Here is a 17,255-nt window from a genome sequence, read left to right as displayed (position 1 = left end):
AGTTTTTTAGCCCTGAAGAATAAAATGTTGTATACTAGAAATAGAGATAGATTTTGGAGGGAAAAATGGATTTAAAAGACAAAATTAGATCAATTGAAGATTATCCAGCAGAAGGGATAATATTTAGAGATATAACTACACTTTTAAAAGATGCAGAAGCTTTTAGAGAAGCTGTGGACCAAATGGCTGCAAAAATTGACAAAGATGTAGATAAAATTTTAGGAATAGAAGCAAGAGGTTTTATATTTGGATCAGCACTTTCTTATAAATTAGGCAAGGGATTTGTACCAGTTAGAAAACCTGGAAAGCTTCCTCATGATAAAATTAGTGAATTTTATGAACTTGAATACGGAAGAGATTCAATTGAAATTCACGAAGATGCCATAGAAAAGGGCGAAAAGATTGTAATAGTTGATGACCTTTTGGCAACTGGTGGCACATCAGAAGCAGCAGTAAAGCTTGTAGAAAGACTTGGCGGAGAAGTATCAAGCCTTGTGTTTTTAGTAGAGCTTGTTGATTTAAATGGAAGAGATAAATTAAAAGGTATTGATGTTCACACTATTTTAAAATATTAATTTTTAATTTTTACTAAAATTTAGAAAAATTTATATTAATAAAATTTTATAAAAAAGAAAATATTATTTTTATTTGGAGGGGCATTAGGGGCGTCTTGTAATGCCTCTTTGTGTTATAAAGGGCTTTAACAAAAAGTATAGGAATAAAATTAATTTTATAAAAAATAAATATAATAAAAATATAAGGGGCTGTCCTTTAACTAAAACTAGTAGGGAACAGACCCAATTTTTATATTCAAACTCAGCAAGTTGTCAGTGCAACAAAAAAGGAGTGCTATCATGCACTCCTTAACTTTTTACATTAAACTTTTCATTGCACTTCTTGCATTTTACAATTAATTTGCCCTTGCCTCTTGGCACGCGCATTTCTAATTTGCAATTGGGACATTTAATGTATTTATATTCTTTTCTATTTTCAAATTTCTTTTTACGAGAGTTAATCTTAGTAGAAATTGGCGAGACAGTTTCTAAAAACTTTTTGTTTTCATTATACCTAGCATTTATATCTTTGGATAAAATTCTATAATATGCATAAATTATAAGAATTGTGCTAAGTCCATTTAAAACTTGTTTTTTTAAAATAGCATTGGCAACAATTATTATTAAAATCAGTATAAATATAAAGAGATTTAATTGGTCTGTGCCATATCTGCCACGCATAAAATTTTCCAAACGATTTTTGAAATTCAAAACTTCCTCATTTCTAATTAATCTAAATCTAATTTAGCAATATATTCTTTAATTACAGAAGCAGTTTTCTTAAGTCTTTCTATTTCGTCATCTGTCAAATCAAGTTCAAACTTTTCTTCAATACCATTTTTACCAATCATTATAGGAGTAGAAATATATAAATCATCTAAACCATATTCGCCATCTAAAAGGGCTGAAGCCTTTAAAATAATTCTTTCGTCATTTTTAATAGCGGCGATAATATTGTTTACAGTATTTCCAATTCCATATTGAGTTGAGCCTTTGCCTTTAAAGATATCCCAACCACGACGGCGAGTTCTGTCTTCTACTTCGTCTTTATCAAAGTTTTCAAATTTTTCTGGATGAGATTTTTCATATTCCACAAGATTCATAGAATCGATTTTAACTTGAGACCATGGTACAAATTGGCTTTCTCCATGTTCGCCAAGAACAGTTGCATTAACTGATTTTGGTGAAATATTAAGAGTATCAGCGATTACTACTTGAAGTCTTGCACTGTCAAGAGCAGTACCTGATCCAATTACCTTATTAGGTGCAAAACCTGAAACTTTATAAACTTCATAAGTAATAATATCAACTGGATTTGTGACAACTACGAAAAATCCATCAAAACCTGCATCTACAATTTTTCTAGTAAATTCTTCAACGGCTTCTTTGTTTCCTTTAAGTTCATCAAGTCTGTCTTTTTCAGAAATTTTACCCATACATACGACGATTAAATCTCTATCGCCCATGTCTTCGTATTCGCCACTTCTTATTTTTACATCTCTAGGATAAAAAGCTCTAGCATCGTTTAAATCAATTGCTTGAGATTCTGCCTTTTCCTTAATGATGTCATTGATTATAATGTCTGTAGCAAGCCCTCTCATACAAGCATTGTATGCAACAATTTCTCCAACGGCACCTGCTCCGATTATTCCTATTTTCATATTTTTCCCTCCCTTAAATATATATATTTTAATCGTAAAAAATCTAAAATGCAATATATTTAGATTTATATTTAAAAAATCACAGTTTAGTGATACAATGTATTACAAGAGGTGATATTATGGCAATGGTATCTTTGAGATTAAATAAAGAAGAAGAAGAGTATTTTAAAGCTTATTCAAAATTAACTGGAAAAGGTCTTTCTGAACTTTTTAAGACGGCGCTTGCTGAACAAATTGAAGACGAATTTGATTTAAAACTTGCTGAAGAGGGTTTAAAAGAATTTGAAGAAGATCCTGTAGCTTTTTCTCTAGACGAAATGAAGAAAATGTATGACTTATAAAGTTAAATTCTCCAATAAAGCAAATAAAATTTTTAAAAAAATAGATAGGCCAATACAGAAATTGATAATTAGTTATTTGGAAAATAATCTAGAAGGCTGTGAAAATCCTAGAGCCATTGGCAAGGCTTTAGTTGGAAATAAAAAGGGACTTTGGAGATATAGAATTGGTAATTACAGATTAATCTGTGAGATAAAAGATTATGATTTAATAATCTTAATTATAAATTTAGGTCATAGACGAGATATTTATAAATAAGAAGGCAATACCGCCTTCTATTTTTATGCAAAAAAATAGCTCAGATAAATATCTGAGCAAATGGTGCGGGAAAGAGGACTTGAACCCCCACTCCAATGGAACTAGATCCTAAGTCTAGCGCGTCTGCCAATTCCGCCACTCCCGCATGAAGTTTAACAACAAAATATATTATACGTCCAATTATAAACTTTGTCAATATAAATTTTAAATTTTTTGTAAAAAATATATTTTTTCTGTCTTTATTTTTATTTAATTGTAAATAATATTATACCATGTAAAAATTTAAGGTCAATTATTATTTTAAATTAAATTTATTTTACAATTGCAATTAACTCTTAAAAAATTTTCGCAATAGAGTATAATAATAGAGCGGGAGGAATTATGAAAAAGACTTTAAAAATATTTGCTTTATTATTTTTAGCACTTTTAATTTTTATATATATTGCTGGGCTATATTTTTTCAACGACAGATTTTTGCCCAAAACTTTTGTAAATGGTCATGACTTTGGACTTACTAAAATTTCTGAGTTTCAAGATAATTACAATAATTTGTCGAGAAATTTTGTCTTAGAAGTTGTAGATAAAGAAGATAATGTGGAAAAAATTTCAGCTAAAGAAATAAATTATATTGAAGATATTGGCGAAAATGTCGTAAGCCAAACTCCATTTTACTGGCCCATTTCTTCACTGATTAATAAAGAATTTAAAATAGACACTGATTTAAAATACGATCATGTTGCTTTAGAAAATAAAATCAACAATCTAAATTCTGTAAAAAATGGAAAGGTTGAATCAGTTGATGCTCAAGTTGTTTATTCACAAGATGAAGATAAATACAAAATACAAGATGAAGTTTTTGGAAATATTGTAAAGCGAGATGACTTAAAAAGATCAGTCTTAAATCACTTTTCAGAAAAAGATGAAAAGCTGAGTTTAAAAGATGAAAATTTATATTATGCTCCAAATATTACAGCGAATAGTGATGTTTTAAAACACGAACTTAAATCAACTGAAGATATTCACAAGAGAAAACTTATAATAGATTTAGGGGATTTAAAGGAAGAATTAACGGGTCAAAGACTTATTTCTCTTTATTCTAGATCTGAAAATGGAGATTTAGTTTTAGATGATGCAAAAGTTTTAGAATATGCAAAATCTTTATCATCAGCCTATGACACATATAGAGGTAGTAGAATTTTCAATGCAACAGAAATTGGTCCTGTCAAGGTAGATGGTGGAATTTATGGTTGGTCAACTGATGTTGAAAAAACCAAGGATGCTTTAATAAATGCAATTAATACTGGAGCAGAATCTGTCCAGCCAGTTTATAGACAAACTGCACTTGCTAGGGCAGGTGGAGATATAGGAAAGACATACATTGAAGTTGACCTTGCAAGACAAACTCTTTGGTATTACAAAGATGGAAATCTAAAGCTTACAACTCCAATTGTAACTGGAAATCCAAGAAAAGGAAATGCAACTCCAACTGGAACTGACAGAATTTGGTCAAGAGAGAAAGACAGATATTTAACTGGAGAAACTTATCGCTCAAAGGTTAATTACTGGATGCCAATTAATTGGAAGGGAATTGGACTTCATGATGCAACTTGGCGTTCAAACTTTGGAGGTAATTTATATCTTTCTTCAGGAAGCCACGGTTGTATTAATATTCCACCAAGTGTAATGCCTGGACTTTTTGCTGAAACCTTTAATGGAATGCCAGTTGTAGTTTACGATTCTAATCGTCAAAAAGTGTAGTTGAAAAATTATATCAAAGTGGTATAATAAGAATATAGAATTTAATAAAAATGTTAAATCTTCAGGGTAGGGTGTGATTCCCAACCGGCGGTAAAGTCCGCGAGCCTAGGCCGAATTGGTGAAATTCCAATACCGACAGTATAGTCTGGATGAGAGAATGATTTTAACTTTCATGCCCCGAAGGTCTGGGGCTTTTTTTAAGCCCACATTCAGGAGGTAAAATGAATAGAGTAAATAGTAGTTCGGTATTAAGAGCAAGAGAGATGACAAAAATTGGAATGCTTTCAGTTATAGCATTTATACTTATGTATTTCCAATTTCCAATAGCCTTTGTGGCACCAAGTTTTATGCAGATTGATATATCTGATCTTCCAGTTTTAATTGGAGCATTTACAATGGGTCCAGTTTATGGAATTATAATCGCTGCACTTAAAAACATCTTAGCACTTATCTTTAAAGGGACAATTACAGCGGGAGTTGGAGAGCTTTCAAACTTTATTGTTTCATCAACTTTTGCAGTAGTGGCAAGTGTATTTTACAGAAGACATAGAACTTATAAGGGAGCAATGCTTTCACTTGTAGTTGGAGTTATTGCAATGACAACTCTTGCAATGTTTTCAAATTATTTTGTAGTATTTCCACTTTATGGCAAGGTAATGCCAATGGAAGCTATAATTGAAATGGGTAGAGCAATTACTCCTAGAATTGATGGATTATTTAGCATGATGATTTTCTCAGTGCTTCCATTTAATCTAATCAAAGGATTTATAACATCAGCTGTTATGATGTTAGTTTATAAAAAGATTAGCCCAATATTTAAAAACTAATTTAAGTTTGTTTAAAAGTTGTTCTTAGGAGCAACTTTTTTTATTTTATAGTATAATAAAACAAAAATAGAAAGGGAGTTTTATACTTGAAAATATTATGTGCAGGACCGACATCAATTGATGAAGAAGTAATGGAATTAATGGGAAAATCTCTCACAAATCCAGATATTGATCCAGAATATGAAAAGGTACATAGAAACATGGAGCAAAAAATCTCAAAACTTCTAAACACTAAGGCAACTTCCTTTGTAATGCTTGGAGAAGGTATGATTGGACTAGAAGCTGCAATTTGTAATCTAGTTGAAGAAAATGACAGAGTTCTAGTTTTAAATAATGGAGTCTTTGGAGCAGGATTTGCTGATTATGTAGCATTTTATGGTGGAGAATTTGTGATTTATGAAGATGATTTTAGACGTGGATTTAATATAGATAAATTAAAAGTATTCTTAGAAAAAGATCATGATTTTAAAGTTGCAACAATGGTGCACTGTGAAACACCTTCAGGAATTACAAATGATGTTAATTCAATTTGCAATCTATTAAATTCTTATGGAATACTTTCTGTAGTTGATACAGTTTCTGGAATGGGTGGAGAAGAATTTGATTTTGATAAATATAAAGTTGATATTGCAATAGGCGGAAGCCAAAAATGTATATCTGCACCAACAGGACTTACAACAATTACAGTTTCAGAAAGAGCAAAGGATGCTATAAAAAACAGAAAAAAACCAGTACCTAGTTATTATATGAATTTCTTAAATTATTATGATTATAGTGATGGCTTTGCATTTCCTTATACAATGAATGAAAATTTAACTTACGCAATGGATCTTGCACTAGATAAATTATTTGAAAGAGATTCAATAAATCTTCACAAAAAATATGCAGAAGTGACAAGAGAAATATTTGAAAAGGCAGGATTTGAACTATACGCAAAGGACTCAAGATCAAATACACTTACAGCTGTAATGGTGCCAGAAGGATACATGGCAGAAGATATTTTATCAGCACTTAGAAAAAGGGGAATACTAATATCAAAGGGCGCTGGAGATATTTTTGAAAAAGTATTTAGAATAGGACATATGGGAAATAATATATCCTATGAAAATTTTTACGAACTTTATGAAAAATTAGATGAAGTTTTTGAAGAACTTGGAATAGAGACAAAAATTTCTTTAAAAGAAGAATTCGAAAAGCTCATGGAAAATTAAATTTTAGAATAATCTTAAGAAAATTATTGATAATTATTTGTGAGATTATTTAATTAAGGTGGTGATACCATGCAGGATAAAATAATAGGATATATAATTGGTTTTGCAATTGTAGTTATAATAGCTTCAATATACCATTATTTCAAATATGGAAATTTAAAGAAACTTGATTATAAATCATATGCCGTGATGCTTATTGTATCCATAGTTTTTACGATTATATTTAAAAGATGAGACTGACTTAATTTTTAGTCTTGAAACTGTAGACAAACCCACTATAACGCTCACCGGATTTCGCTTTCTACTAATTCTAATTCTTAACTCGCTGAAAAACGCAAACTCGCTAACGCTCAAACAGTGCGTTTTTCGGACGCTCATTTTCGAATTGAATTAGTACAGAAAGCTCAATATGCTTTGCTTTTATAGTGGTTTTTGTTACTTTGTCAACACTCCGAAGACTGACTTAATTGTTAGTCTTTTTTAATTGAAAATAAAATATTGAGGTATAAATTAAATAAATATAAAAAATTTCAATTTCATTTCAAAAATATTTGATAATGTATTCATTTATATTTCACATAATACAATTATCATGTACTTAACAAATTAAAGAAAAGGTGGGAGAAAAATTGGACGATAAAAAATATGATTATAATTATGAAACAAGAGAAATAAAAAAGAAAAAACCTAGAGGTAATGGAATTTTTGTAATAATGGCAATTGTTTTTTCGATTATTGGTGGAATTATTGGGTCAGCTGTCACTGGTTATCAAATGAGAAATAAATCTTCAAGCACAGGTGAAGCTTCAAATAATATTACAATTTCTGCATCAGATAATGCTACAATTGCTTCAGCAGTTGCACAAAAATCAATGCCATCTGTAGTTGGAATTACTACAAAGGGAGTTCAACAGTCTTTCTTTGGATCAGTTGAAGTTCAAGGTGTTGGCTCAGGTGTTATTGTAGACCCTAAAGGATATATTTTGACTAATGCCCATGTTGTAAAGCTAAATGATCAAGTTGTAGAAAATGTAACTGTGAGACTAAATGATGAAACAGATATTCAAGGTAAAACTATTTGGGCAGATGAAATGATTGACCTTGCAATTGTAAAAATTGATACAAATGAAAAATTAACTGCAGCTGAACTTGGAGATTCTGATGCAATTAACATTGGGGACCCTGCAATAGCAATAGGAAATCCACTTTCACTTCAATTTTCACAAACTGTAACTCAAGGAATTATATCAGGACTTGATAGATATGTTGGAGCAGTTAGTGGCGGCGGATACATGACTGGACTTATTCAAACTGATGCTTCTATAAACGGAGGAAACTCAGGTGGTCCACTTCTTAATTCAAAGGGAGAAGTGATAGGAATTAACACTGTTAAAGTTCAATCTGCAGAAGGTCTAGGATTTTCAATTCCAATTAATTTTATAAAACCAATTATAAAACAAGTAATTGAAACTGGAACTTATAAAGAAACTTCAATTGGTATGCTTACAATGGATGTAAACACAGCGGCACAAATATTTGGACAAAAAGAACCAGTTGAAGAAGGAATCTTCGTATACAAAGTTTATGACAATTCACCAGCAGCAGCTGCAGGACTTGAAGCTGGAGATATTGTAACAAAAATTGGAAAAGATGATGTAAAAGACAATAACTCATTAAAGACAATACTTTACAAATATCAAGAAGGCGACTCAGCTGAAGTGACTTACCTAAGAAATGGAAAGGAAAATACAACTCAAATCACTTTCACTGATTATTCAATCGAAAAAGATGCAGATGCTCAAAAGGATATGCAAGAGCAAGAAGCTAAAAGACAAGAAGAACTTCAAAGAAGACAATCAACAGAAGATGCACTTCTTGAAAGATTTAGACAACAATTTGGAAACTAAATAAATCATTAAAAAAGGTGGACTTTGCAGTTCACCTTATTTTTTTGCCAATCTATTTAATTGTTCGTACTTTATTTTTTGGAAATATTCCTCTAACAACTTTTCAAATTCAGTTGCATACTTTGCAATATATTTATTTTTATTTTTAATTGCGTAGATGCCTAAAGTTACAGGCTTTCCATTGGAATAAAGTGGGAAGATATTTACACAATCACAGAACTCATCTTTCCATCTATTAATATTCATTTGAGAAATAAAAACTGCAGCAATTGCCTTGTTGCAAATAGATAGCCCAATCCTTGAGTAAGCAGTTTCGATATAATCAAAAGGCCTTACACCTGCATCGTAGAAGCAGTTGTTAATTAAAGACCTAATTCTATTGTCTTGAGTGTAAAGCAGGAAGGGAATATCTTCAAACTCTTTTAAATTTACAGATTCGTGATTTCTAATTTTAAATTCTTCTAAATCCTTAATATGTTCTTTAAGTAGCTTGTCGCTTACGCAAAGATAAATCTTTTCGTCTAATAGTAATCTTGAACTCAAATTGCTATTTTCATAATTTTCACCAATGCTTATGGCGATATCTAACTTATTTTCTTCACACATTTCTTCAAGTTCGTGGGACTGCTTTTCGTGAAGCACGAGATTAACCTTTGGATATTTTTTCGTAAATTCTTCAATAATAGAAGGAAGAAAAATATCCGCCCTAGGAGAGGATGCCCCCACAACTAAAGTCCCCGAAGTACCATTGTCAAGATCTATAATTCTATTTTTAATATCAGATTCCTTGCTTAAAAGTTCTTCTGCATATTTTAAATACTCTTCACCAACTGGCGTTAGCATTAACTTTGGCTTTCTGAAGAAAAACTTAGTATCGTAATAATCTTCAATTCTTTTGATGTGATTAGACAAAGTTTGCTGCGAAATATAGAGCTTTTCACTGGTTTCATTCATATTTAAATTTTTTGCTAATTCTGTGAAATAATAAATTGTTTCAAAATTCATAAGACCACCTATCAAATAATATTTGTCAACTAATCAAAAAAATGTAAATTTATTTTGTTTGTATTTTATTATATACTATGTATCAAGATAATTGTAAATTTATTTTTGGAATCCCTCAAGCAAAGCTTGCCAACTTTTTAAAATATTAATAAATTGCAATTATAATCCCCTTGCACCCACCTCCTTGGGTGCATTTTTTTTAATGGTAGAAATTATTGCGACGAGTCGCAATAATTTCGGTCTTCACAATTCAGCCAAGCGCTAGCGAAGGCTGAATTGATGAAGAACCTTATGCAGGGAGCGAATAAAAAACGACCGAATAGGAAGTTTTTTAGAGCGAGTCGCGAATGGTAGGTCTTCCAAACGAACTCGAGCGACAGCGAGGAGTGAGTTGATGAAGAACCTTATGCAGGGAGCGAATAAAAAACGACCGAATAGGAAGTTTTTTAGAGCGAGTCGGAAATGGTAAGTCTTTCCAATAAACTCGAGCGACAGCGAAGAGTAAGTTGATGAAGAACCTTATCCAGGGACTGCAGAAAATGCGACCGAATAGGGAGTTTTTTAGAGCGAGTCGGAAATGGTAAGTCTTCCCAACAAACTCGAGCGAGAGCGAATATAGAGGGCTGTCCCTTGTTGTCTATATAAGAACATTAGAATGAAAATGAACTAATAAAAAAGAAACATGAAGAGAAAAGAAGGGGCTGTCCTCGCTTAGCGAAACAAAATAAGAATGGGGATACCCATAGGGCACACGGCGGCCCCAAATATGCAATAACTTAAAATCAAAATCAGGCATTCTTAAAAAATCCTTGAGAATTTTAATAACATGGCATTATAATTCTGCTGATAAATTAAAATTTTTAATTTGAGCTCTTCAAATATTTCTTTAAATTAAAATACTTTTAAATATTGCAAAAAATAAAAATTTGAATCATAAAAAAATTAATAAAAATAAAAAAAATTAATAAAAATAAAAAAATTAATAAAAATAAAAAAAATTAAAAAAACTTTTTAAAATTAAAAAAATTCAATGTCGAAAGCCTTGCAATATCAGCGTTTGGTACAAAGAAAATATTCTTGATAATTTTTATCAAAAAAGCTTGACAAAGTTATTTAAAGATATTATACTAGACATAGTTAATGATAACAAATGTCATTAACTAATGATTAGATTTTGGGACTTCCCAATAACTCCTAAGATTAATAATAAAATATACCAATCTTCACTCTGAAAAGAGCAAAAAAAGACTGTTGCCATGCAGTCTTTTTTTATGTTTAAAATTAAATTTTATTTTAATAAAATTATAAAAATTCAAATTCACATATAACATCTTAAAAGTCAAAAAAATTCCTAAAATATCTAAATTTTACAGAAATTTTTCCAAAAATTTACAAATTATATTATAATAGAGGAAATTATTTTAATGAAAATCGGTGATGAAAATGTTTAATTTAAAGAAAGACGATAAAGAAATTCTAGTAAAAGAAAAATTTACAAAAAAAGATTTATTATATCACTTATTTTTTTCAGTTGTAATTTTTATCGCAATGGTAATTATATCCCCTGATAAAAGTGATTTGGGATTTAGCTTAATAATAAATCCTATTAAGATAATTTTAAATATTCTTCCAGTATTTTTAAGTGGAATTCTACTTCAAGCAATCATTGGAAGATTTAAACTTTCAATAATGATTAACTCAATTTTTTACTTAGTTATTTACATAGTTAACAGGACTAAAATAATTTACAGAAGTTCACCTATAAAATTGTCAGATTTTAGGCTTGGAATTGAAGCTGCAACAATGGTAAAAAATTCATATTTCCCCGATTTAATGGGAATATTGATGTTAATTGTTTTTGTGGGAATTATAATTTTTTCTCTTACTAAGATTGATAATTTTAAATTTAATAAGAAAAAAAGATTTCAAATGGGCATAGCTGTTCTATTAATTGCTCCAATTTTATATACAACTGTCTATTCAAAGAGCAATATTTACAACAGTCTTAAAAGTAATGGAAATGAATTTAATATAATAGACCATTTTAATTCCAAGGGCTTTAATTATTCTTTCATTCACAATATTAAAAGATCCTTTGTCAGAAAGCCTGAGGGTTTTGATGAAAAAGAAATGAAAAGAAGAGAGTCTGTAAATCGTGGTGAAGATATTTCTGTAATAAAGTACAACGAAAGACCGAATATTATTTGGATAATGGGTGAGGCTTTTACAGATATTTCTGAAAATAAAAACTTTTCCTTTGCTCCTGAAAATGATCCTCTTACTAATTATAAGAGAATTTTAAATGAGGCTGTGTTTAATGGTAGAATTGTAACTCCTTCTTTTGGTGGTGGAACTGGCGATACAGAGTTTGATGTACTCACTGGTTGCCTTACTACAGATACTGCTCCTGATGAAAACACATCATTTTCTGCAGTTAAAAGAAATACAGGAAGTCTTGCAAGTACTCTTTCAAAAGTAGGATATAAAACATCTGCATTCCACCCAGGCTTTGCTTGGTTTTATGGAAGAGAAGAAGTCTACCCAAAACTTGGATTCCAAGAAAGATTATTCTTTGAAGATATTAAAAATCCTGAAATGAAGGGCGGATATGTTTCCGAAAGACAATTCAGTGAAATTTATAGAAATAGATTTTTAGAAAATATAAAATCTGATGAGCCAGTATTTGAATACGCAGTGGATATTCAAAATCACGGACCTTATTATTATGACAAATATGAAGGAGATATGCATACTCTTCCTTATGAAAGTAACATGATTTTATCTGAAGATGCTGCAAATAATTTTGGCGTTTACTTTTTAGGAATCAAAGATATGGATAAGATGCTTGGCGAAGTTTACGATATGATTAATTCTATAGAAGAACCTACAATTATGGTATTTTATGGCGATCATCTTCCATACCTTGGCAATGATCCAAGTGGATTTGATGAAATTGGAATGAATTTATCAAATGAAAATTTGGAAAAGGAAATTCAGTACTATTCAACTCCTTTTATAATTGCTGCGAATGCAAGAGGTAGAGAATTTTTAAATCCTTCAAATGTTGAAGTAGAAAGAGGCGGGATAATTTCTGCAAATTATCTTTCTTCGCTATTTCTCGATATGTTAAACTATAATAAGATAGATAATTTCTTTATGTACAATTCAGATCTTAGAAAGAAACTTCCAATTATTTCAAGAAATTATATTTTTGATGGAAATGAAGCTCATCTAAGGAACAATATTCCTGAAAATATTAAAGAAATTTATGATGATTACAGAAAATACGAATATTATAGAATTAATTATTAGGAGAGATTATGGCTGATAAAATTTTAGAAGAAGTTGAAAAGATTTCAAAAAGTTTAAATGAATTATCACAATATATTTACGACAATCCAGAGCTTGGCTATGAAGAAAAATTATCCTCTAAGGCTCACATGAATCTTTTAAAAGAGCATGGATTTGAAATTGAAACTCCAATGTTTACAGAAACTGATTTTAAAGCTGTTTATGATTCCAAAAAAGAGGGGCTTACTATTGCATACCTTTGTGAATACGACGCACTCCCAGGAATTGGTCATGGATGTGGTCACAATATTTTAGGCGCAGTTGCAACAGGAGCTGGAATTGTACTTTCAAAATTTATTGATGAAATTGGTGGAAAAGTTGTAGTTTTGGGAACTGCTGCAGAAGAAATTGGCGGAACAAAAGTCGAACTTTCAAAATCAGATAAGCTTGATGATATTGATTTATGCATCGAAATGCATCCAGGAATTGAAAATGCTCTTACTCCAAATTCACTTGCTCTTGAAACAAGAAGATATGAATTTTTTGGTAAAACTTCTCACGCATCTGATGCACCCCACGAGGGGATAAATGCACTTGATGCCCAAATAATTTTATTTACAGCAATTAATGCTATGCGTCAACAAATAAAAGATGGTGCGAGAATTCACGGCATAATCAAAGATGGCGGCAAGGCTGCAAATATTATTCCTGATTATACTGATTCTAGATTTTATGCAAGAGCTTATGAAAAATCATATCTAATTGAAATCTTAGAAAAGATGGATAATATGGCAAAGGCTGCTGCACTTGCAACAGGTTGCGAATATAAAATTTCTGAATATGAAAAGGGAAATGACAATTTAGTTAGAAATGTAGCTTTTAATGAAGTTTTAAAAAATTCCATGGAAAAATATATTGACGAAGAAATCGAAGACCATGAGTATATAACTGGCTCAACTGATGCTGGAAATATTTCTCACGCACTTCCTACAATCCACGGATACTTTAAAATTACAGATAAAGATATAAATCTTCACACAGTAGACTTTGCAAAAGAAACTTTAACTGATTATGCAAAGGAAAAAATGGAACTTACTATTGCTTCAATTGTAGACACAGCTCTTACTATTTTAAAAGATGAAGAAAAGTTTCAAAAAATTTATGAAGAATTCAAAGAAAATATAAAAAAGGGAATAATAATTCCTAACAAATAAAATAATTTAACACTAGGTATTAAAATGCACCTCTATTCTTGATATAATAAAAGAATAGAGGTGTTTTTATGAAGACTGATATTATAAAATTCACAAATGATAAAAAAGATGATAAAAATAAATTAAAGAAAATTGCAAATACTCTTAGAAAGGGTGGACTCGTTGTATTTCCAACAGAAACTGTCTACGGTTTAGGCGGAAATGGTCTTGACAAAGCTGCTTGCAAGAAAATTTACGAAGCAAAGGGAAGACCAAGCGACAATCCACTTATTCTACATATTGTAGAATTTAATCAAATAGAAGAATTAGTTGAGGAAATTCCAGAAGTTGCCAAAAAATGTATGGTAAAGTTTTGGCCAGGGCCTCTTACTATAATTTTTAGAAGATCAGACCTTGTGCCTGATGAAGCAACTGGTGGACTTGATACCGTTGCAATTAGAATGCCTTCAAATGAAATAGCTCACGAAATTTTAAAAGAAGTAAATCTTCCAATAGCAGCACCATCTGCAAACTTATCAGGAAGGCCTTCTCCAACAGAGACAGAGCATGTCATAAAGGATTTAAAGGGCAGAGTCGATATAATTGTAGATGGGGGACATTCCATTGTAGGGATTGAATCGACAGTTCTTGATGTTACAGTAGATCCGCCAATGATTTTAAGACCTGGAAGAATAACTCTTGAAGATTTGCAAGAAATTGACTCTAGGATTAAAATAGATAGTGCAACAATAGATGCTAAAAGCGGCGAAGCACCAAAGTCGCCGGGTCAAAAATACAAACACTATGCACCTAAGGCTCCGGCAATTTGCTTTGGAGGCGGCTTAGATAAAATTATTACAGAAATTAAGAAAAATATAAAAGAAAATAAGGGCAAAAAAATCGCAGTACTTGCATCTGAGGAAAGCTACGATGAATATAAAAACGAAGGAGTTCATCTACTTTTAAATCTTGGATCAAGAGAACATCTTGAAGATGTGGCAAGTAATTTATTCTCCGCCCTAAGACAATGTGACGAAGAAAATGTTGATATAATTTTTGCTGAAGGCTACGAATTACGAGGAATTGGTCTAAGTATAATGAATAGACTCCTAAAAGCTTGCGGCGGAAAAGTTGTAATGAGAATATGAGGTGTTAAATGAAAATAGCAATTGGATCTGACCACGCAGGTTTTTATCTCAAAGAAGATATTAAAAAATATCTAGAAGAAAAAAACATTGAAGTTATAGATATGGGACCAAGTGATGATTCTAGAGTAGATTATCCAGATTTTGGACATGCAGTTGGTCACAAGGTTATTGATGATAAGCTGGACTTTGGAATTGTAATTTGTGGATCGGGAATTGGAATTTCCATAGCCGCAAATAAGGTCAAAGGAATAAGAGCAGCACTTGTCAGCGAACCATACTCTGCAAAACTTGCAAGAAGACACAATAATGCCAATGTCCTAGCTATGGGTGCAAGACTTATTGGTCTTGACATGGCTAAAGAAATTGTAGATGCCTTTTTATCAGAAGAATTTGAAGGCGGAAGACATACTAATAGAGTAGAAAAAATCGAGGAGGAATAATATGGCAAAAGTAATATCACATCCACTTATTGAACATAAAATGACAATAATTAGAAAAAAAGACACTAGTTCCATGGAATTTAGACAACTTGTAAATGAAATTGCAACTCTAATGGGTTACGAAGTTACAAGGGATTTAGAAATGGAAGAAATTGAAATAGAAACTCCAATTACAAAGACTACTGGAAGAGTAATATCTGGCAAAAAAATTGGAATTGTTCCTATTCTAAGAGCAGGTCTTGGAATGGTGGAAGGTCTTCTTACAATTATTCCTGCTGCAAGAGTTGGCCATGTGGGAATGTATAGAGATCCAGAAACATTAAATCCAGTTACTTATTACTCTAAATTTCCAAGTGATGTATCATCAAGACTTATGATTATAGTCGACCCAATGCTTGCAACTGGAGGCTCACTTATCGAAGCAATTGATGAACTTAAAAGACATGGGGCAACAAATATAAAGGCAATAAATCTTTTAGCTGCACCTGAAGGAATAAAAGCTGTCGAAGAAGCTCATCCTGATGTGGAAATTTATGTAGCTGCAATTGACGAAAAATTAAATGATCATGGATATATAGTTCCAGGCCTTGGTGATGCAGGAGACAGACTTTTTGGAACGAAATAAGAGGAAAATATGCAAAAATTTATAATACCCTTTATTGCAGCTTTTTTTGGCACATTTATTTTAATGCCCTTTACAATTAAGCTCGCAGTAAAATTTGGATATTTAGACATTCCAAAGGACAACAGAAGGGTTCATAAAAAGCCAATACCAGTAGGCGGTGGAGTTGCAATTTATTTTGTGGTTACAGTTTTACTGTTAGTATTTTTAGATATTTCAAAGGAACTTGTAGCACTAATAATCAGCTCATCACTTATTGCAATTTCTGGACTTGTTGATGATAAATATGGCCTTTCGCCGAAACTTAAATTTGGATTTCAAATAATTGCATCAATAGTATTAATAGTAGTGGGGATAAGAATTGAATTTTTCACAAATCCCTTTGACTTTCAAGATGCAATATTTATTTTAAACTTATTGTCAATACCGGTGACAATATTTTGGGTTTGTGGAATTACTAATACAATTAATTTAATAGATGGACTTGATGGGCTTGCATCGGGAGTATCAATGATTTGTGCAATTTCAATGTTTTTTATAACTTATGAAATGGGACACACTGATGTAAGCTTAGTATGCGCATTAGTTGCTGGAGCATGTCTTGGATTCTTGCCCTTTAACTTTAACCCAGCTAAAATTTTTATGGGAGATACTGGGGCATTATATCTTGGATTTATGCTTTCATATATAAGTATTGCAGGATTTTTAAAACAAGCTGCAATCCTAATGATTTTTGTACCTGTATTAATTCTTGGAGTGCCAGTATTTGATACAGCCTTTGCAATGCTTAGAAGAAAACTCTCAGGCAGAAGCATGGTTGAGGCAGATAAAGGACACCTTCATCACAGACTTTTAAATATGGGACTTAATCAAAGACAAGTTGTTGTAATATTGTATTCAATATCAATAATATTTGGACTTCTCGCAAATATAATATCAAAATTCCACTCATCAATTGGACTTTTAATTTCCATTGGAGTATTGATTTTAATACTTATAACTGGAGTGGCTGCGGGAATGCTAAAAAATAAGGAGGAATAG

At 31.3% G+C, this 17,255-nt stretch carries 17 protein-coding genes, 1 tRNA gene and 1 riboswitch; of the genes, 14 read left to right on the top strand and 4 right to left on the bottom strand.

Annotated features, from left to right (window positions below; translation table 11 throughout):
* The first annotated feature begins 65 nt into the window (after positions 1 to 65).
* The gene (locus tag KQI68_RS08555) at positions 66 to 575 is read left to right on the top strand and encodes an adenine phosphoribosyltransferase (protein ID WP_216549717.1); all 510 of its coding nucleotides are present in this window, start codon (positions 66 to 68) and stop codon (positions 573 to 575) included.
* Between the two features lie 288 nt (positions 576 to 863).
* On the opposite strand, the gene KQI68_RS08550 is transcribed toward KQI68_RS08555, so the two are convergent.
* Positions 864 to 1,247: a zinc ribbon domain-containing protein gene (locus tag KQI68_RS08550; protein ID WP_246541281.1), complete on the bottom strand. Its 384-nt coding sequence runs from the start codon at positions 1,245 to 1,247 to the stop codon at positions 864 to 866.
* Between the two features lie 35 nt (positions 1,248 to 1,282).
* Positions 1,283 to 2,215, bottom strand: coding sequence for an L-lactate dehydrogenase (locus tag KQI68_RS08545; protein ID WP_216549716.1), 933 nt, complete (start codon positions 2,213 to 2,215; stop codon positions 1,283 to 1,285).
* Between the two features lie 119 nt (positions 2,216 to 2,334).
* Between KQI68_RS08545 and relB the strand changes: the two genes are divergently transcribed.
* Positions 2,335 to 2,556: a type II toxin-antitoxin system RelB family antitoxin gene (gene relB / locus KQI68_RS08540; protein WP_216549715.1), complete on the top strand. Its 222-nt coding sequence runs from the start codon at positions 2,335 to 2,337 to the stop codon at positions 2,554 to 2,556.
* Entirely contained in the window at positions 2,546 to 2,812 is a 267-nt protein-coding gene (locus KQI68_RS08535) for a type II toxin-antitoxin system RelE family toxin (RefSeq protein WP_216549714.1), read from the top strand. Before relB ends, KQI68_RS08535 begins: the two co-directional genes overlap by 11 nt.
* Before the next feature lie 61 nt (positions 2,813 to 2,873).
* Here KQI68_RS08535 and KQI68_RS08530 read toward each other — a convergent pair.
* Positions 2,874 to 2,957 (bottom strand) — tRNA-Leu (locus tag KQI68_RS08530).
* A 236-nt stretch (positions 2,958 to 3,193) separates the two neighbouring features.
* Between KQI68_RS08530 and KQI68_RS08525 the strand changes: the two genes are divergently transcribed.
* The 5 genes from KQI68_RS08525 (at position 3,194) to KQI68_RS08505 (ending at position 8,515) form a co-directional block, all read left to right on the top strand.
* Complete coding sequence (locus KQI68_RS08525) at positions 3,194 to 4,570, top strand: L,D-transpeptidase family protein (protein ID WP_216549713.1); 1,377 nt, start codon at positions 3,194 to 3,196, stop codon at positions 4,568 to 4,570.
* 53 nt (positions 4,571 to 4,623) lie between these two features.
* Positions 4,624 to 4,736: riboswitch (FMN riboswitch) on the top strand.
* 55 nt (positions 4,737 to 4,791) lie between these two features.
* Complete coding sequence (locus tag KQI68_RS08520; protein ID WP_216549712.1) at positions 4,792 to 5,397, top strand: ECF transporter S component; 606 nt, start codon at positions 4,792 to 4,794, stop codon at positions 5,395 to 5,397.
* An 86-nt stretch (positions 5,398 to 5,483) separates the two neighbouring features.
* The gene (locus KQI68_RS08515) at positions 5,484 to 6,608 is read left to right on the top strand and encodes a pyridoxal-phosphate-dependent aminotransferase family protein (protein WP_216549711.1); all 1,125 of its coding nucleotides are present in this window, start codon (positions 5,484 to 5,486) and stop codon (positions 6,606 to 6,608) included.
* 69 nt (positions 6,609 to 6,677) lie between these two features.
* Positions 6,678 to 6,842 carry a hypothetical protein gene (locus KQI68_RS08510; RefSeq protein ID WP_216549710.1) on the top strand — a complete coding sequence of 55 codons (165 nt, stop codon included), beginning with the start codon at positions 6,678 to 6,680 and terminating at the stop codon, positions 6,840 to 6,842.
* 395 nt (positions 6,843 to 7,237) lie between these two features.
* On the top strand, positions 7,238 to 8,515 hold the full coding sequence (locus KQI68_RS08505; RefSeq protein WP_425516611.1) for a S1C family serine protease: 1,278 nt from the start codon (positions 7,238 to 7,240) through the stop codon (positions 8,513 to 8,515).
* A gap of 36 nt (positions 8,516 to 8,551) precedes the next feature.
* On the opposite strand, the gene KQI68_RS08500 is transcribed toward KQI68_RS08505, so the two are convergent.
* Positions 8,552 to 9,520 carry a LysR family transcriptional regulator gene (locus KQI68_RS08500; protein ID WP_216549709.1) on the bottom strand — a complete coding sequence of 323 codons (969 nt, stop codon included), beginning with the start codon at positions 9,518 to 9,520 and terminating at the stop codon, positions 8,552 to 8,554.
* Positions 9,521 to 10,963: 1,443 nt separating this feature from the next.
* Between KQI68_RS08500 and KQI68_RS08495 the strand changes: the two genes are divergently transcribed.
* The 6 genes from KQI68_RS08495 to KQI68_RS08470 all read left to right on the top strand — a co-directional run bounded on the left by KQI68_RS08495 (position 10,964) and on the right by KQI68_RS08470 (position 17,255).
* Positions 10,964 to 12,832, top strand: coding sequence for an LTA synthase family protein (locus KQI68_RS08495; protein ID WP_216549708.1), 1,869 nt, complete (start codon positions 10,964 to 10,966; stop codon positions 12,830 to 12,832).
* Between the two features lie 8 nt (positions 12,833 to 12,840).
* Positions 12,841 to 14,025 carry a M20 family metallopeptidase gene (locus tag KQI68_RS08490; RefSeq protein ID WP_216549707.1) on the top strand — a complete coding sequence of 395 codons (1,185 nt, stop codon included), beginning with the start codon at positions 12,841 to 12,843 and terminating at the stop codon, positions 14,023 to 14,025.
* Between the two features lie 68 nt (positions 14,026 to 14,093).
* A complete protein-coding gene (locus KQI68_RS08485; protein WP_216549706.1) occupies positions 14,094 to 15,152 on the top strand; it encodes an L-threonylcarbamoyladenylate synthase in 1,059 nt (352 codons plus the stop codon).
* Positions 15,153 to 15,160: 8 nt separating this feature from the next.
* A complete protein-coding gene (rpiB, locus tag KQI68_RS08480) occupies positions 15,161 to 15,592 on the top strand; it encodes a ribose 5-phosphate isomerase B (RefSeq protein ID WP_216549705.1) in 432 nt (143 codons plus the stop codon).
* Between the two features lies 1 nt (position 15,593).
* On the top strand, positions 15,594 to 16,217 hold the full coding sequence (upp, locus tag KQI68_RS08475; RefSeq protein ID WP_216549704.1) for a uracil phosphoribosyltransferase: 624 nt from the start codon (positions 15,594 to 15,596) through the stop codon (positions 16,215 to 16,217).
* Between the two features lie 9 nt (positions 16,218 to 16,226).
* Complete coding sequence (locus KQI68_RS08470) at positions 16,227 to 17,255, top strand: glycosyltransferase family 4 protein (RefSeq protein ID WP_216549703.1); 1,029 nt, start codon at positions 16,227 to 16,229, stop codon at positions 17,253 to 17,255.

The sequence above is a fragment of the Peptoniphilus ovalis genome (genome assembly GCF_018919265.1).
GTDB classification, from domain to species: Bacteria; Bacillota; Clostridia; order Tissierellales; family Peptoniphilaceae; genus Peptoniphilus_A; species Peptoniphilus_A ovalis.
This window is presented reverse-complemented; position numbering and strand designations above follow the sequence as displayed.

Excerpts from the sequence above, each read along its gene's own strand:
- KQI68_RS08555 (WP_216549717.1), top strand. The coding sequence starts at position 66 with ATGGATTTAAAAGACAAAATTAGATCAATTGAAGATTATCCAGCAGAA.
- KQI68_RS08545 (WP_216549716.1), bottom strand. The coding sequence starts at position 2,215 with ATGAAAATAGGAATAATCGGAGCAGGTGCCGTTGGAGAAATTGTTGCA.
- relB (WP_216549715.1), top strand. The coding sequence starts at position 2,335 with ATGGCAATGGTATCTTTGAGATTAAATAAAGAAGAAGAAGAGTATTTT.
- KQI68_RS08535 (WP_216549714.1), top strand. The coding sequence starts at position 2,546 with ATGACTTATAAAGTTAAATTCTCCAATAAAGCAAATAAAATTTTTAAA.
- KQI68_RS08525 (WP_216549713.1), top strand. The coding sequence starts at position 3,194 with ATGAAAAAGACTTTAAAAATATTTGCTTTATTATTTTTAGCACTTTTA.
- KQI68_RS08520 (WP_216549712.1), top strand. The coding sequence starts at position 4,792 with ATGAATAGAGTAAATAGTAGTTCGGTATTAAGAGCAAGAGAGATGACA.
- KQI68_RS08510 (WP_216549710.1), top strand. The coding sequence starts at position 6,678 with ATGCAGGATAAAATAATAGGATATATAATTGGTTTTGCAATTGTAGTT.
- KQI68_RS08500 (WP_216549709.1), bottom strand. The coding sequence starts at position 9,520 with ATGAATTTTGAAACAATTTATTATTTCACAGAATTAGCAAAAAATTTA.
- KQI68_RS08495 (WP_216549708.1), top strand. The coding sequence starts at position 10,964 with ATGTTTAATTTAAAGAAAGACGATAAAGAAATTCTAGTAAAAGAAAAA.
- KQI68_RS08490 (WP_216549707.1), top strand. The coding sequence starts at position 12,841 with ATGGCTGATAAAATTTTAGAAGAAGTTGAAAAGATTTCAAAAAGTTTA.
- KQI68_RS08485 (WP_216549706.1), top strand. The coding sequence starts at position 14,094 with ATGAAGACTGATATTATAAAATTCACAAATGATAAAAAAGATGATAAA.
- rpiB (WP_216549705.1), top strand. The coding sequence starts at position 15,161 with ATGAAAATAGCAATTGGATCTGACCACGCAGGTTTTTATCTCAAAGAA.
- upp (WP_216549704.1), top strand. The coding sequence starts at position 15,594 with ATGGCAAAAGTAATATCACATCCACTTATTGAACATAAAATGACAATA.
- KQI68_RS08470 (WP_216549703.1), top strand. The coding sequence starts at position 16,227 with ATGCAAAAATTTATAATACCCTTTATTGCAGCTTTTTTTGGCACATTT.